The organism is Enterobacter sp. 940_PEND (genome assembly GCF_001059415.1).
GTDB lineage: Bacteria > Pseudomonadota > Gammaproteobacteria > Enterobacterales > Enterobacteriaceae > Enterobacter > Enterobacter cloacae_M.
On the sequence record NZ_JUMS01000146.1, the window covers coordinates 87,005 to 105,357 of the forward strand.

General features: G+C 58.1%; 18 protein-coding genes. 13 read left to right on the top strand and 5 right to left on the bottom strand.

Going from position 1 to position 18,353, the window contains the following annotated elements; all coding sequences use genetic code 11:
- The first annotated feature begins 29 nt into the window (after window positions 1-29).
- Window positions 30-623, top strand: a complete 594-nt coding sequence (gene nudK / locus ADJ24_RS20695) for a GDP-mannose pyrophosphatase NudK (protein WP_023308745.1) — start codon at window positions 30-32, stop codon at window positions 621-623.
- A 101-nt stretch (window positions 624-724) separates the two neighbouring features.
- The gene (locus ADJ24_RS20700) at window positions 725-1,768 is read left to right on the top strand and encodes a DUF1176 domain-containing protein (protein ID WP_023308744.1); all 1,044 of its coding nucleotides are present in this window, start codon (window positions 725-727) and stop codon (window positions 1,766-1,768) included.
- A gap of 96 nt (window positions 1,769-1,864) precedes the next feature.
- Here the strand turns inward: ADJ24_RS20700 and tkt are convergent, their stop codons facing one another.
- Window positions 1,865-3,853: a transketolase gene (gene tkt, locus ADJ24_RS20705; RefSeq protein WP_023308743.1), complete on the bottom strand. Its 1,989-nt coding sequence runs from the start codon at window positions 3,851-3,853 to the stop codon at window positions 1,865-1,867.
- Between the two features lie 19 nt (window positions 3,854-3,872).
- On the bottom strand, window positions 3,873-4,823 hold the full coding sequence (tal, locus tag ADJ24_RS20710) for a transaldolase (RefSeq protein ID WP_023308742.1): 951 nt from the start codon (window positions 4,821-4,823) through the stop codon (window positions 3,873-3,875).
- Window positions 4,824-5,112: 289 nt separating this feature from the next.
- Between tal and maeB the strand changes: the two genes are divergently transcribed.
- Entirely contained in the window at window positions 5,113-7,392 is a 2,280-nt protein-coding gene (gene maeB / locus ADJ24_RS20715; protein ID WP_023308741.1) for an NADP-dependent oxaloacetate-decarboxylating malate dehydrogenase, read from the top strand.
- A 56-nt stretch (window positions 7,393-7,448) separates the two neighbouring features.
- On the opposite strand, the gene hemF is transcribed toward maeB, so the two are convergent.
- Together hemF and amiA are read right to left on the bottom strand one after the other, a co-directional pair.
- A complete protein-coding gene (hemF, locus tag ADJ24_RS20720) occupies window positions 7,449-8,348 on the bottom strand; it encodes an oxygen-dependent coproporphyrinogen oxidase (RefSeq protein WP_023308740.1) in 900 nt (299 codons plus the stop codon).
- On the bottom strand, window positions 8,348-9,223 hold the full coding sequence (gene amiA / locus ADJ24_RS20725) for an N-acetylmuramoyl-L-alanine amidase AmiA (RefSeq protein WP_023308739.1): 876 nt from the start codon (window positions 9,221-9,223) through the stop codon (window positions 8,348-8,350). The genes hemF and amiA overlap by 1 nt, the downstream gene beginning before the upstream one ends.
- Before the next feature lie 212 nt (window positions 9,224-9,435).
- Between amiA and ADJ24_RS20730 the strand changes: the two genes are divergently transcribed.
- The 10 genes from ADJ24_RS20730 (at window position 9,436) to pdxK (ending at window position 17,773) form a co-directional block, all read left to right on the top strand.
- Window positions 9,436-9,861, top strand: a complete 426-nt coding sequence (locus ADJ24_RS20730; RefSeq protein ID WP_023308738.1) for a GNAT family acetyltransferase — start codon at window positions 9,436-9,438, stop codon at window positions 9,859-9,861.
- Window positions 9,848-10,297, top strand: coding sequence for a DUF2919 domain-containing protein (locus tag ADJ24_RS20735; protein ID WP_023308737.1), 450 nt, complete (start codon window positions 9,848-9,850; stop codon window positions 10,295-10,297). The genes ADJ24_RS20730 and ADJ24_RS20735 overlap by 14 nt, the downstream gene beginning before the upstream one ends.
- Window positions 10,298-10,360: 63 nt before the next feature.
- Window positions 10,361-10,936: an RpoE-regulated lipoprotein gene (locus ADJ24_RS20740; RefSeq protein WP_023308736.1), complete on the top strand. Its 576-nt coding sequence runs from the start codon at window positions 10,361-10,363 to the stop codon at window positions 10,934-10,936.
- A gap of 92 nt (window positions 10,937-11,028) precedes the next feature.
- A complete protein-coding gene (locus tag ADJ24_RS20745) occupies window positions 11,029-11,928 on the top strand; it encodes a Dyp-type peroxidase (RefSeq protein ID WP_023308735.1) in 900 nt (299 codons plus the stop codon).
- A 172-nt stretch (window positions 11,929-12,100) separates the two neighbouring features.
- Window positions 12,101-13,114: a sulfate ABC transporter substrate-binding protein gene (locus ADJ24_RS20750; protein WP_023308734.1), complete on the top strand. Its 1,014-nt coding sequence runs from the start codon at window positions 12,101-12,103 to the stop codon at window positions 13,112-13,114.
- Window positions 13,114-13,947 (top strand): sulfate/thiosulfate ABC transporter permease CysT, encoded by an 834-nt coding sequence (gene cysT / locus ADJ24_RS20755; protein WP_004123378.1) that lies wholly within the window; start codon window positions 13,114-13,116, stop codon window positions 13,945-13,947. The genes ADJ24_RS20750 and cysT overlap by 1 nt, the downstream gene beginning before the upstream one ends.
- Entirely contained in the window at window positions 13,947-14,822 is an 876-nt protein-coding gene (gene cysW, locus ADJ24_RS20760; protein ID WP_023308733.1) for a sulfate/thiosulfate ABC transporter permease CysW, read from the top strand. The genes cysT and cysW overlap by 1 nt, the downstream gene beginning before the upstream one ends.
- Window positions 14,812-15,906 carry a sulfate/thiosulfate ABC transporter ATP-binding protein CysA gene (gene cysA, locus ADJ24_RS20765; protein ID WP_023308732.1) on the top strand — a complete coding sequence of 365 codons (1,095 nt, stop codon included), beginning with the start codon at window positions 14,812-14,814 and terminating at the stop codon, window positions 15,904-15,906. Before cysW ends, cysA begins: the two co-directional genes overlap by 11 nt.
- A 113-nt stretch (window positions 15,907-16,019) precedes the next feature.
- Window positions 16,020-16,931: a cysteine synthase CysM gene (gene cysM / locus ADJ24_RS20770; protein WP_023308731.1), complete on the top strand. Its 912-nt coding sequence runs from the start codon at window positions 16,020-16,022 to the stop codon at window positions 16,929-16,931.
- A gap of 5 nt (window positions 16,932-16,936) precedes the next feature.
- Window positions 16,937-17,773 (top strand): pyridoxine/pyridoxal/pyridoxamine kinase, encoded by an 837-nt coding sequence (gene pdxK, locus ADJ24_RS20775; protein ID WP_023308730.1) that lies wholly within the window; start codon window positions 16,937-16,939, stop codon window positions 17,771-17,773.
- 44 nt (window positions 17,774-17,817) lie between these two features.
- Here pdxK and crr read toward each other — a convergent pair whose 3' ends face one another.
- Window positions 17,818-18,327 (bottom strand): PTS glucose transporter subunit IIA, encoded by a 510-nt coding sequence (crr, locus tag ADJ24_RS20780; protein ID WP_003861316.1) that lies wholly within the window; start codon window positions 18,325-18,327, stop codon window positions 17,818-17,820.
- Between the last annotated feature and the right edge of the window lie 26 nt (window positions 18,328-18,353).

Genomic DNA, 18,353 nt, shown 5'->3' on the forward strand with positions numbered 1-18,353 from the left:
AGGACGACTCATTGTGTTGTGGAGCCCGTATGACCCTGAAAATTGACGTTATCAAAGACAAAATTCTCTCTGAAAACTACTTTGTCCTGCGTAACATCACCTATGACCTTACGCGTAACAACGGTGAGGTGATCCGCCACAAACGCGAGGTCTACGACCGCGGCAACGGGGCAACCATTCTGCTCTATAACCGTGAAAAGCAGAGCGTGGTGCTGATCCGTCAGTTCAGGGTGGCGACATGGGTTAATGGCAACCCTGACGGACGTCTGATTGAAACCTGCGCGGGCCTGCTCGATGATGATGAGCCGGAAGTTTGTATCCGCAAAGAGGCCGTGGAAGAAACCGGCTTCGAAGTGGGCGAGGTCAAAAAGGTCTTCGAGTTGTTTATGTCGCCGGGCGGCGTAACGGAAATTGTGCATTTCTTCATCGCGGAATACAGCGACGCGCAGCGCACTCACCGCGGCGGTGGCGTGGAGGATGAAGATATCGAAGTGCTGGAGCTTCCTTTTGCCCGGGCGCTGGAGATGATGCGTTCAGGCGAAATCAGGGATGGTAAAGCGGTGATATTACTGCAGTATTTACAGACAACCGGGCTGATGAACACCACTTTCGAACGGATATAGCCTGTTTTTCGGGTATATCTGATAAATCCGATTGAGCAGCCCCGTCGGGAACACGAAGATACTGCCCAGTTAAGCGTTTTCGTTCCGGGATTGTGTCATTCATGCGCTACAGCGTCTTTTTGTTTTACCTGTTTTGTGTGCTCCTCGCGCCGCAGGTGCGGGCTGCACCTGCCCAGCAAGCCTTCTCCGACTGGCAGGTAACCTGCAATAACCAGAATTTTTGCCTCGCACGCAATACCGGTGAACACCGTGGTCTGGTAATGACGCTCACCCGTAGCGCCGGGGCGAAAACGGACGCCACGCTGCGTATCGATCTCGGCGGTCTTGATGCGCCCTCGGTCAAAGAGCCAGAGATTGCCCCCCGGCTGCTGCTGGATAACGTTCCCCTGAAGCTGGACAAACAGCGCTGGCAGCTCACGCCCTGGCATCTGAAAACGGACGATGCGGCCACCATCACCGCCTTTCTGAAAAACATCCAGGAAGGGAAGGCCCTGACCCTGCGCGACGGTAAGCAGGTTATTTCACTGAGCGGTCTGAAAGCCGCGCTGCTGTTCATTGATGCGCAGCAAAAGCGCGTCGGCAGCGAAACCGCGTGGATCAAGAAAGGTGACGATCCGCCGTTAAGCGTTCCGCCTGCTCCTGCCCTTAAAAAGGTGGCGGTCGTCAACCCGACCCCGACGCCGCTCTCCCACGCCGAACTGAACGACCTGCTGGACTATGGCACCGGGCGGATGAACGCCAGCCAGTGCTCGCTGGATCCTAACCGTCGGGAAGTACGCGTCACCGCGTTAACCGATGACAAAGCGCTACTGATCGTTAGCTGCGAGGCGGGGGCCTATAACACGGTCGATCTGGCGTGGCTGGTATCGCGTAAAAAACCGTTCACCGCACGCAGCGTCAGGCTGCGTCTGCCGTTTACGCCGTCAGGCGACGGGAGCGAAATGGAGTTGATGAACGCCAGCTTCGATGAAAAGACGCGCGAGCTGACAACGCTCGCGCTGGGGCGCGGTTTGGGCGATTGCGGGATCCAGACGCGCTGGCGTTTTGACGGCCAGCGTTTCCGCCTGGTGCGCTACGCCGAGGAGCCCAGCTGCGACAACTGGAACGGGCCAGATGCCTGGCCCACGCTATGGATCACGCGCTAGTTTTATGCCGGGTGGCGCTGTTGCTTACCCGGCCTACGGTTTGGCGGTTTTGTAGGCCGGGTAAGGCGTAGCCGCCACCCGGCAACGCAGACCGCACTAGATCACGCTCAGCGCCTTCTCCACCACGTTCTCAACGGTAAAGCCGAAGTACGGGAACAGCTTATCGGCAGGGGCGGATTCACCGTAACCCCGCATGCCGACAATCGCCCCTTTGAGCCCGACATACTTGTACCAGTAGTCGGCAATACCGGCTTCCACCGCTACGCGAGCCGCGACGCTGGACGGCAGGACCGATTCACGGTATGCCTCGTCCTGGGCATCAAAAATATCCGTTGAGGGCAGGGACACCACGCGCACCGCGTGTCCTTCGGCAGTCAGTTTCTCCGCCGCTTTCACCGTAATTTCCACCTCGGAGCCGGTCGCAATCAGGATCACGTCCGGCTTGCCGCCGCTGTCCTTCAGGATGTAGCCGCCGCGGGCGATGTTCTTCACCTGCTCCGGAGTTCGCTCAATCTGCGCCAGGTTCTGGCGTGACAGAATCAGTGCCGTTGGGCCATTGTGGCGTTCTACCGCCAGCTTCCAGCCCACCGCCGCTTCGACCTGATCGCACGGACGCCAGGTGCTGAAGTTCGGCGTCAGACGCAGGCTTGCCAGCTGTTCAACCGCCTGGTGCGTAGGCCCGTCTTCCCCCAGCCCGATGGAGTCATGGGTGTAGACCATAATCTGCCGCGCCTTCATCAGTGCCGCCATGCGCGCCGCGTTGCGGGCGTACTCGACGAACATCAGGAAGGTGGCGGTATACGGCACAAACCCGCCGTGATGGGCGATGCCGTTGGCAATGGCGGTCATCCCGAACTCGCGCACGCCGTAGTGGATGTAGTTCCCGGCAATGTCCTCTTTAAGCGATTTTGAGCCCGACCAGATGGTCAGGTTACTCGGTGCCAGGTCCGCCGAGCCGCCGAGCAGTTCGGGCAGAAGAGGGCCGATTGCGTTGAGGGTATTTTGCGACGCCTTGCGGGTGGCGATTTTCGCCGGGTTGGACTGCAGGTTTTCAATCAGCGCCTGGGTTTTATCGTCCCAGTCCTCCGGCAGGCCGCCGCTCATGCGGCGGGAGAACTCGGCGGCGAGATCCGGGTGCGCTTTTTTGTAGGCGGTAAACTTCTCGTTCCAGGCCTGCTGGGCCTTTTCACCCGCCTCACGGGCATCCCAGGCTCTGTAGATCTCTTTCGGGATCTCAAACGGCGGATATTTCCACCCCAGCTTTTGCCGGGTCAGCGCGACTTCCTCCTCGCCCAGCGCCGCGCCGTGCGCCTCCTCTTTGCCCGCCTTGTTCGGCGAGCCGAAGCCGATGACCGTGCGGCAGATAATCAGGGACGGTTTATCCTTCACGCTCTGCGCTTCCTGAATCGCTTTTTTCACCGCCTCAGGGTCGTGGCCATCGATCTCGTGCACCACGTGCCAGTGATAGGCTTCAAAGCGTTTTGCCGTGTCGTCGGTAAACCAGCCTTCGGTCTCCCCGTCGATGGAGATGCCGTTGTGATCGTAGAAGCCAATCAGCTTGCCGAGCCCCAGCGTGCCCGCCAGGGAGCAGACCTCATGGGAAATCCCCTCCATCAGGCAGCCGTCACCCATAAACACGTAGGTATAGTGGTCGACAATTTCGTGGTCCGGCTGGTTAAACTGCGCCGCCAGCGTGCGTTCGGCAATTGCCAGCCCAACCGCATTGGCCAGCCCCTGACCGAGCGGCCCGGTGGTGGTCTCCACCCCTGGCGTATAGCCAATCTCAGGGTGCCCCGGCGTTTTGGAGTGCAGCTGGCGGAAGTTTTTCAGCTCCTCAAGCGGCAGATCGTAGCCGGAAAGGTGCAGCAGGCTGTAAAGAAGCATTGAGGCGTGACCGTTGGAGAGAATAAAGCGGTCGCGATCGTACCAGGTTGGGTCATTGGGGTTGTGCTTCAGAAAGTCGTTCCACAGCACTTCGGCAATATCAGCCATGCCCATCGGCGCGCCGGGGTGGCCGGAATTGGCTTTTTGCACGGCATCCATGCTGAGGGCGCGAATGGCATTGGCTAGCTCTTTACGGGACATAGTTCACTCCGTGGCAAGGTTAAAGTTTGGCGGCGAGAAGATCTTCAAGTTTGCGCTGGTCGACGGCGAACTGGCGGATGCCGTCCGCCAGTTTTTCCACGGCCATGGCGTCCTGATTGTGCTCCCAGCGGAACTCCGCTTCGGTCATGGGTTTCGGTTTTGGCAGAACGGTGGAGGTCGGCACCAGCTTGCGGATCACCGTTTCTTCTTTGTCCTGTAGCTCCTGAAGCAGGTTAGGGGAGATGGTCAGACGGTCGCAGCCTGCCAGGGCGAGGATCTGCTCGGTACGGCGGAAGCTGGCCCCCATCACGATGGTTTCGTAGCGGTGCTGTTTGTAGTAGTCGTAGATATTACGGACCGATTTCACGCCCGGATCCTCATCCACCACGTATGGATCCATCGGCTGTTTCGCCTGATACCAGTCGTAGATGCGCCCGACAAACGGCGAGACGAGGAACACACCCGCCTCAGCGCAGGCGCGCGCCTGGGCAAACGAAAACAGCAGCGTCAGGTTGCAGTGGATGCCTTCTTTCTCCAGCACCTCTGCCGCGCGGATGCCTTCCCAGGTGGAGGCCAGCTTGATCAGAATGCGTGATTTATCGATCCCCTGCTCCTCGTACAGTTCCACCAGGCGACGCGCCTTATTAATGCTCTTTTCTTTATCGAACGAGAGGCGGGCGTCGACTTCGGTCGAGACGCGGCCCGGGATGCTTTTAAGAATTTCCGCACCAAAATTAACCGCCAGCTTATCGCTGGCTTCGGCGACCTGCTGCTCCTGCGTTTTCCCGCGCTGTTTACCGTAGGCAATGGCGTCATCAATCAGATGGCTAAAATGGGCAAGCCCTGCCGCTTTGAGCAGTAGCGAAGGGTTGGTGGTCGCGTCCTCCGGCTGATAGTGGCGAATCGACTCGATATCGCCGCTGTCTGCAACCACGGTGGTGAATTTTTTGATGCCGTCTAGCTGGTTCATAAATGATTACTCCTTGGAAATAAAAGAGTTAGATGAGTGCGTTAGTTCACACTTCTGAAAAAATCATGATGGACTTAACAAAAAAGCATAGCAGACGGGGGAGGCATTGCTTTTGAGACGGGTAACATGGCTGTTATAAATTGATAACAATTTTTAATGTGTGATGGTGAGAGTTTGGCTGCCTTCAAAGTTTAGGAGGCGGCCTGAGGCGATACTAGGCGGCACACCAGGGTGTGCATCAGGATCGCTTACGTCACCCTTTTGACCGATACGTGAAAGGAAAAATAAGATGGATGAGCAGTTGAAACAGAGTGCCCTCGATTTTCACGAGTTTCCTGTCCCGGGGAAAATCCAGGTCTCCCCAACCAAGCCGCTGGCAACCCAGCGCGATCTGGCGCTGGCCTATTCGCCGGGCGTGGCTGCACCGTGTCTGGAAATCGAAAAAGACCCGCTGGCGGCCTACAAATACACCGCGCGTGGCAACCTTGTCGCCGTGATCTCTAACGGCACGGCGGTGCTGGGTCTGGGCAACATCGGCGCGCTGGCTGGTAAGCCGGTGATGGAAGGGAAGGGGGTACTGTTCAAGAAATTCGCCGGTATCGACGTGTTCGATATCGAGGTGGACGAACTCGATCCTGACAAATTCATCAACGTGGTGGCCGCGCTGGAGCCGACCTTCGGCGGGATCAACCTGGAAGACATCAAAGCGCCGGAATGTTTCTATATCGAGCAGAAGCTGCGCGAGCGTATGAACATTCCCGTGTTCCATGATGACCAGCACGGAACCGCGATTATCAGCACCGCCGCGATTCTGAATGGCCTGCGCGTGGTCGAGAAAAATCTCTCCGACGTGCGCATGGTGGTCTCTGGCGCAGGCGCCGCGGCCATCGCCTGTATGAACCTGCTGGTGGCGCTGGGTATGCAGAAACACAACATTGTGGTCTGCGACTCCAAAGGCGTTATCTATAAAGACCGCGAGCCGAACATGGCGGAAACCAAAGCGGCGTACGCGGTCGACGACGACGGTAAACGCACCCTGGACGACGTGATTGACGGCGCGGATATCTTCCTCGGCTGCTCCGGTCCGAAAGTACTGACCCAGGAGATGGTGAAGAAGATGGCGCGTGCGCCAATGATCCTGGCCCTGGCGAACCCGGAACCGGAAATCCTGCCGCCGCTGGCGAAAGCGGTGCGTGAAGACGCCATCATTTGTACCGGCCGTTCGGACTACCCGAACCAGGTCAACAACGTGCTCTGCTTCCCGTTCATCTTCCGCGGCGCGCTGGACGTCGGCGCAACGGCGATCAACGAAGAGATGAAGCTCGCCGCCGTTCACGCCATCGCGGAGCTGGCGCACGCCGAGCAGAGCGAAGTGGTTGCCTCTGCCTACGGCGATCAGGATCTGAGCTTCGGCCCGGACTACATCATTCCAAAACCGTTCGACCCGCGTCTGATTGTTAAAATTGCGCCAGCCGTTGCCAAAGCGGCGATGGACTCCGGCGTGGCGACGCGTCCGATTCACGATTTCGACGCGTACGTCGATAAGCTCACCGAGTTCGTCTATAAAACGAACCTGTTCATGAAGCCGATCTTCTCCCAGGCGCGCGCCGACGCGAAGCGCGTGGTGCTGGCGGAAGGGGAAGAGGCGCGCGTGCTGCACGCCACCCAGGAGCTGATCACCTTAGGCCTGGCGAAGCCGATCCTGATTGGTCGTCCGAGCGTGATTGAGATGCGTATCCAGAAGCTGGGCCTGCAGATTAAGCCGGGCGTCGACTTCGAGATCGTGAACAACGAATCCGATCCGCGCTTCAAAGAGTACTGGAGCGAATACTACGCGATCATGAAGCGCCGGGGGATCACCCAGGAGCAGGCGCAGAAAGCGGTGATCAGCAACACGACGGTGATCGGCGCGATCATGGTGCATCGCGGCGAGGCGGACGCGCTGATCTGCGGCACAATCGGCGATTACCACGAGCACTTTAGCGTGGTGCAGGAGATCTTCGGCTATCGCGACGGCGTCCATACCGCCGGGGCGATGAACGCGCTGCTGCTGCCGAGCGGCAACACCTTTATTGCGGACACCTACGTTAACGACGATCCGACCCCGGACGAGCTGGCGGAAATCACGGTGATGGCCGCCGAGACCGTGCGTCGCTTTGGTATCGAGCCGAAGGTGGCGCTGCTGTCGCACTCTAACTTTGGTTCGTCTAAATCCGCGGCGGCCTGCAAAATGCGTCAGACGCTGGAGCTGGTGCGCGAGCGTGCGCCGGAGCTGATGATTGACGGGGAAATGCACGGCGATGCCGCGCTGGTGGAAAGCATCCGTAACGAACGTATGCCGGACAGCCCGCTGAAGGGATCGGCCAACATACTGATTATGCCGAACGTGGAAGCGGCGCGTATCAGCTATAACCTGCTACGCGTCTCCAGCTCTGAAGGGGTGACCGTAGGACCGGTACTGATGGGCGTAGCGAAACCGGTGCATGTGTTAACGCCGATTGCCTCCGTGCGCCGTATCGTGAATATGGTGGCGCTGGCGGTGGTTGAGGCGCAGACGCAGCCGCTGTAATTTTTACCCTCACCCTAACCCTCTCCCAAAGGGAGAGGGCCGGGGTGAAGGGAGGGTTACACCCAGTCCCGAACCTGAATAAACTCACGCAAGGCAGCCTCCGGGCTGCCTTCTTTTGGTTCGTAGCAGTACTCCCAGCGCACCAGCGGCGGCATCGACATCAGAATCGACTCCGTGCGCCCGCCGGTCTGCAGGCCGAACAGCGTCCCGCGATCCCATACCAGGTTGAACTCCACGTAGCGCCCGCGGCGGTAAAGCTGGAACTCGCGCTCGCGCACGCCGTAATCGGTATTTTTACGACGCTCGACAATCGGCAGATAGGCGTCGGTGTAGCCTTCGCCTACCGCGCGCATAAAGCTGAACGCGGTATCAAAATCAGGCGCGTTGAGATCGTCAAAGAACAGCCCGCCGATGCCGCGCTGCTCGTCGCGGTGCTTCAGGTAAAAGTAGTCATCGCACCACTTTTTGAATTTCGGGTAGACGTCTTCGCCAAACGGCAGGCAAAGGTCCCGCGCGGTGGTGTGCCAGTGCACGGCATCCTCTTCGAAGCCGTAGTAGGGCGTTAAATCGAAACCGCCGCCGAACCACCAGACCGGGTCGGCGCCCGGTTTTTCCGCAATGAAAAAGCGCACGTTGGCATGGCTGGTGGGCACGAACGGGTTGTGCGGGTGCACTACGAGCGAGACGCCCATCGCCTCGAAGCTGCGGCCCGCGAGTTCAGGACGATGCGCCGTCGCAGACGCGGGCATGGCGTCGCCGTGAACGTGGGAAAAATTCACGCCCGCCTGTTCGAAGATGCCGCCGTTACGCAGCACCCGGCTGCGCCCGCCGCCACCGGCCTCGCGCTGCCAGGTATCTTCCTGAAATTCACCGCCGTCTGCGGCGGCGAGTTTCTGGCAGATTTCATCCTGCAGCTGCAGCAGGAAGGTTTTGACCAGTTGAGCATCGGGTTTCATCAACGTTTCCTGGAGTGCGCTTTTTGGTTATCGAACCAGTTGAAGTAACTGATAATGCCGGAGGCGATGGCGTTGGCGATCTTCTGACGAAACGCCGTGGTGCCGAGGAGCCGCTCTTCTTCCGGGTTGGTAATAAAGGACGTTTCCACCAGCACGGACGGGATGGACGGCGATTTCAGGACCACGAACGCCGCCTGCTCGGTGCCTTTGCTGTGCAGACGATGCACCGGCTTAATCTTCTTCAGAATATGCGAGCCGAGCGTCAGGCTGTTTTTGATCGTATCCGTCTGCACGAGGTCGAACAGCACCTGCTGTAGCAGGTGGTCTTTGTCAGTGGCTTTCTTCCCGGCGACTTCATCCGCGCGGTTTTCGCGGTCGGAGAGGTATTTTGCCATGGCGCTACTGGCGCCACGGTTGGAAAGCGCAAACACCGAGGCGCCGGCCGCGGAAGGGTTGGTAAAGCCGTCGGCGTGGATCGACATAAACAGATCCGCACCGTGCTGGTGGGCGATCTCAACGCGGTCATACAGCGGAATAAAGGTGTCGCCAGAGCGCGTCAGACGGGCGTCAATGCCGTTGCTGCGTAAAATTGCGCGCACGTTTTTTGCAATTGCCAGCACGACGTGTTTTTCTTTCGACCCGTTTTTGCCTATAGCACCGGTATCAATACCGCCGTGGCCCGGGTCGAGCATCACCAGGCGCTTCGCGCCCGGCTTTTTGGTTTTCGGTTTGCTGTGTCCGTTACTGGTTTTGAGCGTGCTCTCGTCTTTTGCCTGAGCCTGCTTTGCGATGCCCGTTAACGTTAAGGCCGCCAGCCCCGCTTTGAGAACCTGACGACGCGATGTGAGTGCTTTTAATGGTTTGAATGTGCTCATGCGGCCTGAATACTAAAAAATGGGGTCCTGGTGTTATATCGTATCGTGTTTCCCGTTACGACAGTCCATATTGATAATTGTTTTACTTTTCATTTCAATACGTGACAAAGTGACATTATGCCAAATTTTGGCGAGATTTTCCCCGGTTATTGGCGAAAGGCGAGCTTCGCGCCATAATCACTGTTTTTAAACCCGAAAAGGCGGTTAATACCATGGAGATACGCGTTTTTCGCCAGGAAGATTTCGAAGAGGTGATCACCCTTTGGGAGCGCTGCGATCTGCTGCGTCCGTGGAACGATCCGGAAATGGATATCGAACGTAAGGTGAATCACGACGTCAGTCTGTTTTTGGTCGCGGAAGTCAACGGCGAGGTTGTGGGGACGGTCATGGGCGGTTATGACGGCCACCGCGGCTCGGCCTATTATCTGGGCGTCCACCCCGAATACCGTGGCCGCGGCATTGCCAATGCGCTGCTGAACCGGCTCGAGAAGAAGCTGATCGCCCGCGGCTGCCCGAAAATCCAGATCATGGTGCGGGAAGATAACGACGTGGTGCTGGGCATGTATGAGCGCCTGGGCTACGAGCATTCCGACGTGCTGAGTTTAGGAAAGCGTCTGATCGAAGATGAAGAGTACTGAGATCCACCCGGCAGACTATGACGCGCAGGGCCGCGTCAGGCTGCCCTTTTTATTCTGGTGCGTTCTGCTGCTCCAGGCCCGGACCTGGGTGCTGTTTGTGATGGCCGCCGCGTCGCGCGGGCAGGGCGACACGCTGCTGAATCTCTTTTATCCCGATCATGACGCCTTCTGGCTCGGCTTGCTGCCGGGCGTACCGGCGGTGGTCGCTTTTTTATGCAGCGGACGACGGCATGCGATCCCCCGTTTTTGGGGCGCGCTTCGCTGGCTGCTGGTCCTCGCCCAGGTTGCGCTGCTCTTCTGGCAGCCGGTACTCTGGTGGTACGGTGAACCGCTGACGGGCACCGGCGTTGCGCTGGTGGTTGCCGATATTGTGGCCCTGCTGTGGCTGCTGACCAACCCGCGTCTTCGCGCCTGTTTTGCGCATCAGGATGATTAATCCGGCACTTTTTGCCGATGTCGCACTCCAACAAGCGTTGATTTAACAAGAAAGGACGTTTCAATGAAATCGCTGCGTTTATTTTTATGCGCTCTCCCGCTGGCGTTGACCGGCTGTTCGACGCTCTCCTCCATTAACTGGTCCGCCGCGTACCCGTGGAACTGGTTTGGCTCATCAACGGAAGTGACCGAGCAGGGCGTGGGGAAAATTACCGCCGCGACGGCGCTGGATCAGGACGCTATTCAGGATGCGCTCAGCGGCGATTACCGCCTGCGCAGCGGCATGAAAACGGAGAATGGCAATATTGTTCGCTATTACGAAGCGCTGAAGGGTGACAAGCTTGCTCTGGTGATCAACGGTGACAAAGGCACCGTAAACCGTATCGCTGTGATGGATGAAGATATTCCGACGGCGAGCGGTGTAAAAGTGGGTACGCCGTTCAGCGAACTTTATAAGCAGGCTTTTGGCAACTGCACCAGCCTGCCGTCTGACGACAAAGTCGCGGTGGAATGTAAGGCTGAAGGCAGCCAGCACATCAGCTATGTCTTCACCGGAACCTGGAGCGGTCCGGAAGGACTGATGCCGTCTGACGACACGCTCAAGAGCTGGAAAGTGAGCAAAATACTCTGGAAGCAGTAATTTGCGCCTGAACAAACCGCCTCGCTGAAATCCGGGTATAATAGCCGCCATCAATGCCACGCTGACGTGGCATCTTTATTTCAGGAGGAGCGATGTCTCAGGTTCAGAGTGGCATTTTGCCAGAACATTGCCGCGCGGCGATTTGGATTGAAGCCAATGTTAAAGGGGACGTGGATGCCCTGCGTGCGGCCAGTAAAGCGTTTGTTGATAAGCTGGCAACCTTCCAGGCCAAATTCCCGGAAGCCCACCTCGGCGCCGTTGTTGCCTTTGGCAATAACGTCTGGCGTCAGCTGAGCGGTGGCGAAGGGGCGGAAGAGCTGAAAGACTTCATCCCTTACGGCAAAGGTCTGGCTCCGGCAACTCAGTACGACGTGCTGATCCATATTCTCTCCCTGCGTCACGACGTGAATTTCTCCGTTGCCCAGGCGGCAGTAGCGGCTTTTGGCGACAGCATTGAGGTGCAGGAAGAGGTTCACGGCTTCCGCTGGGTGGAAGAGCGCGATCTGAGCGGCTTCGTCGACGGCACCGAAAACCCGGCGGGTGAAGAGACGCGTCGCGACGTGGCGGTGATCAAAGACGGCGTGGACGCGGGCGGCAGCTACGTGTTCGTGCAGCGCTGGGAGCACAACCTCAAGCAGCTTAACCGCATGAGCGTGCACGATCAGGAGATGATGATTGGCCGCACTAAAGAAGCCAACGAAGAGATCGACGGCGACGACCGTCCAGTAACCTCTCACCTGTCCCGCGTTGATCTCAAAGAAGACGGAAAAGGGCTGAAGATTGTTCGCCAGAGCCTGCCTTACGGCACGGCAAGCGGCACGCACGGCCTCTACTTCTGCGCGTACTGCGCGCGCCTGTATAACATTGAGCAGCAGCTGCTGAGCATGTTCGGTGATACCGACGGCAAGCGCGACGCCATGCTGCGCTTCACCAAACCGGTGACCGGCGGCTATTATTTTGCGCCGTCCGTTGAGCGTCTGCTGGCGCTGTAATGTCCTTTCTCCCTCTCCCTGCGGGAGAGGGCTGGGGTGAAGGCATCAGGCCTCACCCTTATTCCCTTTTCTGCTTCTAAATCACCAAACGGTATATAAAACCGTTACTCCTTTCATCCCCGTTATAAATATTATGACTATAAGATAGTCATCACATTTATAAGGGTGCGTAATGGCCGTTACTGTACTGAAAAAAGGAACTCTGGCGCTGGCAGGTTTACTGCTGGTGGCACAGGCGCAGGCGACTGAACTGTTAAACAGTTCGTATGACGTTTCCCGCGAGCTGTTTGCCGCCCTTAATCCCCCGTTTGAACAGCAGTGGGCGAAAGACAATAACGGCGACAAGCTGACCATCAAGCAGTCCCACGCCGGATCGTCCAAGCAGGCGCTGGCGATTTTGCAGGGCCTGAAAGCGGATGTGGTGACCTACAACCAGGTGACTGACGTGCAGATCCTGCATGACAAAGGCAAGCTCATCCCGGCGGACTGGCAGAGTCGTCTGCCGAACAACAGCTCCCCGTTCTATTCCACCATGGGCTTCCTGGTGCGTAAGGGCAACCCGAAGAATATCCACGACTGGAGCGACCTGGTGCGTTCCGACGTGAAGCTGATTTTCCCGAACCCAAAAACCTCCGGTAACGCTCGCTACACCTATTTAGCCGCGTGGGGCGCGGCCGACAAGGCTGACGGTAATGATAAAGCCAAAACCGAGCAGTTCATGACCCAGTTCCTGAAAAACGTCGAAGTGTTTGATACCGGCGGCCGCGGGGCGACCACGACCTTCGCGGAGCGTGGTCTCGGCGACGTGCTGATCAGCTTTGAATCGGAAGTGAATAACATCCGCAAACAGTACGAAGCGCAGGGCTTCGAGGTCGTTATCCCGAAAACCAACATCCTGGCCGAGTTCCCGGTGGCGTGGGTGGATAAAAACGTGCAGGCAAACGGTACCGAGAAAGCGGCAAAAGCCTATCTCAACTACCTGTACAGCCCGCAGGCGCAGACCATCATTACCGATTACTACTACCGCGTGAACAACCCGGACGTAATGAACAAGCTGAAAGATAAGTTCCCGCAGACCGATTTGTTCCGCGTGGAAGATCATTTCGGCTCCTGGCCTGATGTGATGAAAACGCATTTTGCCAGCGGCGGTGAGTTAGACAAACTGCTGGCGGCGGGGCATAAGTAATGTTTGCAGTTTCGACAAAACGCGTGCTGCCGGGCTTTACCTTGAGCCTCGGGACAAGCCTGCTGTTCGTCTGCCTGATCCTGCTGTTGCCGCTCAGCGCGCTGGTGATGCAGCTTGCTCAGATGAGCTGGGCGCAGTACTGGGACGTGGTCACCAACCCGCAGGTGGTGGCGGCCTACAAGGTGACGCTGCTCTCGGCGTTTGTTGCCTCCATTTTTAACGGCGTGTTTGGCCTGCTGATGGCGTGGATCTTAACCCGCTATCGCTTCCCGGGCCGCACGCTGCTTGACGCCCTGATGGATCTGCCGTTTGCGCTGCCGACGGCGGTGGCGGGCTTAACCCTCGCGTCGCTCTTCTCGGTGAACGGGCTGTACGGCGAGTGGCTGGCGAAATTTGATATCAAAGTGACCTACACCTGGCTCGGTATCGCGGTGGCGATGGCCTTTACCAGCATCCCGTTTGTGGTTCGTACCGTGCAGCCGGTGCTGGAAGAGTTGGGTCCGGAATACGAAGAAGCGGCGGAAACGCTGGGTGCCACGCGCTGGCAGAGCTTCCGCAAGGTGGTTCTGCCGGAACTCTCTCCGGCGCTGATGGCGGGCGTTGCGCTGTCGTTTACCCGCAGCCTCGGTGAGTTCGGCGCGGTGATTTTTATCGCCGGGAACATCGCCTGGAAAACTGAAGTCACCTCGCTGATGATTTTCATCCGTTTGCAGGAGTTTGATTATCCGGCAGCGAGCGCGATTGCCTCGGTGATCCTGGCGGCCTCGCTGCTGCTGCTGTACTCGATTAACACTCTGCAAAGTCGCTTTGGTCGACGTGTGGTAGGTCACTGATGGCGGAAGTTACGCAATTGAAGCGATACGATGCACCCCGCATCAACTGGGGTAAATGGTTTCTGATTGGGGCGGGCGTGCTGGTTTCCGCCCTCATTCTCGTCGTGCCGACGGTTTATATCTTCGTCCAGGCGTTCAGCAAAGGGCTGATGCCCGCGCTGGAAAATCTGGCGAACCCGGATATGCTGCATGCCATCTGGCTGACGGTGCTGATTGCGCTGATCACCGTGCCGGTGAACCTCGTGTTCGGGACCCTGCTGGCCTGGCTGGTAACCCGCTTTAACTTCCCGGGACGTCAGCTGCTGCTGACCCTGCTGGACATTCCTTTCGCCGTATCGCCGGTGGTGGCGGGTCTGGTGTACCTGCTCTTTTACGGCTCCAACGGTCCGTTGGGCGGCTGGCTGGACGAGCATAACCTGCAGATCATGTTCGCCTGGCCGGGCATGGTGCTGGTCACCATCTTCGTGACCTGTCCGTTTGTGGTGCGTGAGCTGGTGCCGGTGATGTTAAGCCAGGGGAGCAACGAAGACGAAGCGGCGGTGCTGCTGGGGGCTTCGGGCTGGCAAATGTTCCGCCGCGTGACGCTGCCGAACATTCGCTGGGCGCTGCTTTACGGCGTGGTGCTGACCAACGCCCGTGCGATCGGTGAGTTTGGTGCCGTGTCCGTCGTCTCCGGCTCCATCCGGGGTGAAACTCTGTCGCTGCCGCTCCAGATTGAACTGCTGCAGCAGGACTACAATACCATCGGCTCGTTTACTGCCGCAGCGTTACTGACGCTGATGGCCATTTTGACCCTGTTTTTGAAGAGTGTGGTGCAGTGGCGTTTAGAAAATCAGGAAAAACGTCAGCATCAGGAGGGAAATCATGAGCATTGAGATTGCCAATATTAAGAAGTCTTTTGGTCGCACCCAGGTGCTGAATGATATCTCGCTGGATATCCCTTCCGGACAAATGGTGGCGCTGCTGGGGCCGTCCGGCTCGGGCAAAACCACGCTGCTGCGTATTATCGCCGGGCTTGAGCATCAGACCAGCGGGCACATCCGCTTTCACGGCACCGACGTGAGCCGCCTGCACGCCCGCGATCGTAAAGTAGGATTTGTATTCCAGCATTACGCGCTGTTCCGCCACATGACCGTGTTCGACAACATCGCGTTTGGCCTGACCGTGCTGCCGCGTCGCGAACGTCCGGATACGGCAACCATTAAGGCTAAAGTGACCAAACTGCTGGAGATGGTGCAGCTGGCTCATCTGGCGGACCGTTTCCCGGCCCAGCTGTCCGGCGGGCAGAAACAGCGCGTGGCGCTGGCGCGCGCGCTGGCCGTTGAGCCGCAAATTCTGCTGCTGGATGAACCCTTCGGCGCGCTGGATGCGCAGGTGCGTAAAGAGCTGCGCCGCTGGCTGCGTCAGCTCCATGAAGAGCTGAAATTTACCAGCGTCTTCGTGACCCACGACCAGGAAGAGGCGATGGAAGTCGCGGATCGCGTGGTGGTCATGAGCCAGGGCAACATTGAGCAGGTTGACGAGCCGGAGCAGCTCTGGCGTGAACCGGCGACCCGCTTCGTGCTGGAGTTTATGGGCGAGGTAAACCGTCTTCAGGGTACTATTCGCGGTGGACAGTTCCACGTGGGCGCGCACCGCTGGCCGCTGGGCTATACCTCCGCGCATCAGGGGCCGGTCGATCTGTTCCTGCGTCCGTGGGAAGTGGACGTGAGCCGCCGAACCAGCCTGGATTCACCGCTGCCGGTGCAGGTGCTGGAAGCTAGCCCTAAAGGGCACTACACCCAACTGGTGGTACAGCCGCTGGGCTGGTATACCGAGCCGCTGACCGTGGTCATGCGCGACGACGTGCCGCCGCACCGGGGTGAGCGCCTGTTTGTCGGGCTGCAGCATGCCCGGATTTATCACGGGAAGGAGCGCATCGAGACGCGCGAGGATATTGCTCTGGCGGAGTCAGCCTGATAGGTTAGGATTACGTAGTTTTGCCGGGTGGCGCTGCGCTTACCCGGCCTACAATATGACGTCTGTAGGCCCGGTAAGCGAAGCGCCACCGGGCTTTTTATTGGACGGCGATCATGAATACATTAGAAAATACCATCGGCAACACTCCTCTGGTCAAGCTTCAGCGCATGGGGCCGGACAACGGCAGCGAAATCTGGGTCAAACTCGAAGGCAATAACCCGGCGGGGTCGGTGAAAGACCGAGCGGCGCTGTCGATGATTGTCCAGGCCGAAAAACGCGGAGAAATTAAGCCAGGCGACGTGCTCATAGAGGCCACCAGCGGCAACACCGGTATCGCCCTGGCGATGATTGCGGCGCTGAAAGGCTACCGCATGAAGCTGCTGATGCCGGACAATATGAGCCAGGAGCGCCGCGCCGCGATGCGTGCCTACGGGGCCGAGCTGATTCTGGTGACCAAAGAGCAGGGGATGGAAGGGGCGCGTGACTTAGCGCTGGAGATGGCTGAACGCGGTGAAGGTAAGTTGCTGGATCAGTTCAACAATCCGGACAACCCGTACGCGCACTACACCACCACCGGCCCGGAAATCTGGCAGCAAACCGACGGGCGTATCACCCATTTTGTCTCCAGCATGGGCACCACCGGCACCATTACCGGGGTATCGCGTTTTCTGCGCGAGCAGGTAAAAGCCGTCACCATCGTTGGCCTCCAGCCGGAAGAGGGGAGCAGCATTCCGGGCATTCGCCGCTGGCCGGCGGAGTATATGCCCGGCATCTTTAATGCGCAGCTGGTGGATCAGGTGCTGGATCTTCACCAGCGCGAGGCGGAAAATACCATGCGTGAGCTGGCCGTGCGCGAAGGTATCTTCTGCGGCGTCAGCTCGGGCGGCGCGGTAGCGGGTGCGATTCGGGTAGCGCAGGCAAACCCGGGTGCCGTAGTGGTGGCGATTATTTGCGATCGCGGCGATCGCTATCTGTCTACCGGCGTCTTTGGTGAAGAGAGTTATTCGCAGGGGGCGGGGATTTAAGCGTCATGGAGATGATTTTATTCCGGGATAACACCCGGGCGCAGCAAACCGACATTGTCGCCGTGCAGTCGCAGGTGGTTTACGGCAGCGTGGGGAACAGCATTGCGGTACCGAATATTCGTACCCACAGGCTGAACGTCACCGCCGTGCCAACGGTACTGTTCAGTAACACGCCTCACTATGACACGTTCTACGGCGGCGTGATCCCCGACGAGTGGTTCAGCGGCTATCTGAAGGCGCTGGAAGAGCGCGAGATCCTGCGCGAGCTTAAGGCGGTCACTACCGGCTATATGGGAAATGCCAGCCAGATCGTCCTGCTGGCGCAGTGGCTGAAGGCGGTCAAAGCGCAGCATCCTGACCTGCTGGTGCTGGTCGACCCGGTTATCGGCGATATCGACAGCGGGATGTACGTGAAGCCCGAGATCCCCGAGGCGTATCGGGAGCACCTGCTGCCGCTGGCGCAGGGGATTACGCCAAACGTCTATGAGCTGGAAGTGCTAAGCGGCAAACCGTGCCGTACGCCGGAAAGCGCCATCGCGGCGGCACAGGGACTGCTCTCTGAGAGCCTGAAATGGGTGGCGATCACCAGTGCGCCGGTCGCTGACGACCCGCAAAACATCCACGTGGTGCTGGTCACCCGCGAGGGCGTTACCGTTAGCGCGCATCCGCGGGTAGAAACCGATCTGAAAGGGACGGGCGATCTGTTCTGTTCAGAGCTGGTGAGCGGCATTGTTGAGGGGAAAACCGTTGCCGATGCCATTCGCATGGCTGGCGATCGGGTGACGGACGTGATGCTCTATACCCAGTCGAAAGGCTACGACGAGCTTATCCTGCCGGCATAAACAAAAATGGCGCCCGAAGGCGCCATTTTACTGTGCGGCAAGAATTACTTCTTGATGCGGATAACCGGGGTTTCACCCACGGTGACGCTGCCAGACAGTTTGATCAGTTCTTTGATTTCGTCCATGTTGGAGATAACAACCGGAGTCAGGGTAGACTTGGCTTTTTCTTCCAGCAGTGGCAGATCGAATTCAATTACCGGGTCGCCAACTTTAACACGCTGGCCTTCTTCCGCGATACGTTTGAAGCCTTCGCCTTTCAGTTCAACGGTGTCGATACCGAAGTGAACGAACAGTTCGATACCGCTATCAGATTCGATAGAGAACGCATGGTTGGTTTCAAAAATTTTACCGATGGTGCCGTCAACTGGAGCAACCATTTTGTTGCCAGTTGGTTTGATAGCAATGCCATCACCAACGATTTTCTCAGCAAACACTACATCCGGCACGTCTTCGATGTTGACGATCTCGCCGGAGAGCGGAGCAACAATCTCAATAGTTCCGGAGTCTTTCTTATCATCAGAAACCAGAGATTTCAGTTTATCGAACAAACCCATGATCTTCTCCTAAGCAGTAATTTGGG

Bases quoted from the DNA above. Each gene is read 5' to 3' on its own strand.
- cysA (WP_023308732.1), top strand. From the start codon at position 14,812: ATGAGCATTGAGATTGCCAATATTAAGAAGTCTTTTGGTCGCACCCAG.
- maeB (WP_023308741.1), top strand. From the start codon at position 5,113: ATGGATGAGCAGTTGAAACAGAGTGCCCTCGATTTTCACGAGTTTCCT.
- ADJ24_RS20750 (WP_023308734.1), top strand. From the start codon at position 12,101: ATGGCCGTTACTGTACTGAAAAAAGGAACTCTGGCGCTGGCAGGTTTA.
- tal (WP_023308742.1), bottom strand. From the start codon at position 4,823: ATGAACCAGCTAGACGGCATCAAAAAATTCACCACCGTGGTTGCAGAC.
- tkt (WP_023308743.1), bottom strand. From the start codon at position 3,853: ATGTCCCGTAAAGAGCTAGCCAATGCCATTCGCGCCCTCAGCATGGAT.
- pdxK (WP_023308730.1), top strand. From the start codon at position 16,937: ATGGAGATGATTTTATTCCGGGATAACACCCGGGCGCAGCAAACCGAC.
- cysW (WP_023308733.1), top strand. From the start codon at position 13,947: ATGGCGGAAGTTACGCAATTGAAGCGATACGATGCACCCCGCATCAAC.
- ADJ24_RS20745 (WP_023308735.1), top strand. From the start codon at position 11,029: ATGTCTCAGGTTCAGAGTGGCATTTTGCCAGAACATTGCCGCGCGGCG.
- crr (WP_003861316.1), bottom strand. From the start codon at position 18,327: ATGGGTTTGTTCGATAAACTGAAATCTCTGGTTTCTGATGATAAGAAA.
- hemF (WP_023308740.1), bottom strand. From the start codon at position 8,348: ATGAAACCCGATGCTCAACTGGTCAAAACCTTCCTGCTGCAGCTGCAG.
- nudK (WP_023308745.1), top strand. From the start codon at position 30: ATGACCCTGAAAATTGACGTTATCAAAGACAAAATTCTCTCTGAAAAC.
- ADJ24_RS20700 (WP_023308744.1), top strand. From the start codon at position 725: ATGCGCTACAGCGTCTTTTTGTTTTACCTGTTTTGTGTGCTCCTCGCG.
- ADJ24_RS20730 (WP_023308738.1), top strand. From the start codon at position 9,436: ATGGAGATACGCGTTTTTCGCCAGGAAGATTTCGAAGAGGTGATCACC.
- ADJ24_RS20740 (WP_023308736.1), top strand. From the start codon at position 10,361: ATGAAATCGCTGCGTTTATTTTTATGCGCTCTCCCGCTGGCGTTGACC.
- cysT (WP_004123378.1), top strand. From the start codon at position 13,114: ATGTTTGCAGTTTCGACAAAACGCGTGCTGCCGGGCTTTACCTTGAGC.
- amiA (WP_023308739.1), bottom strand. From the start codon at position 9,223: ATGAGCACATTCAAACCATTAAAAGCACTCACATCGCGTCGTCAGGTT.
- ADJ24_RS20735 (WP_023308737.1), top strand. From the start codon at position 9,848: ATGAAGAGTACTGAGATCCACCCGGCAGACTATGACGCGCAGGGCCGC.
- cysM (WP_023308731.1), top strand. From the start codon at position 16,020: ATGAATACATTAGAAAATACCATCGGCAACACTCCTCTGGTCAAGCTT.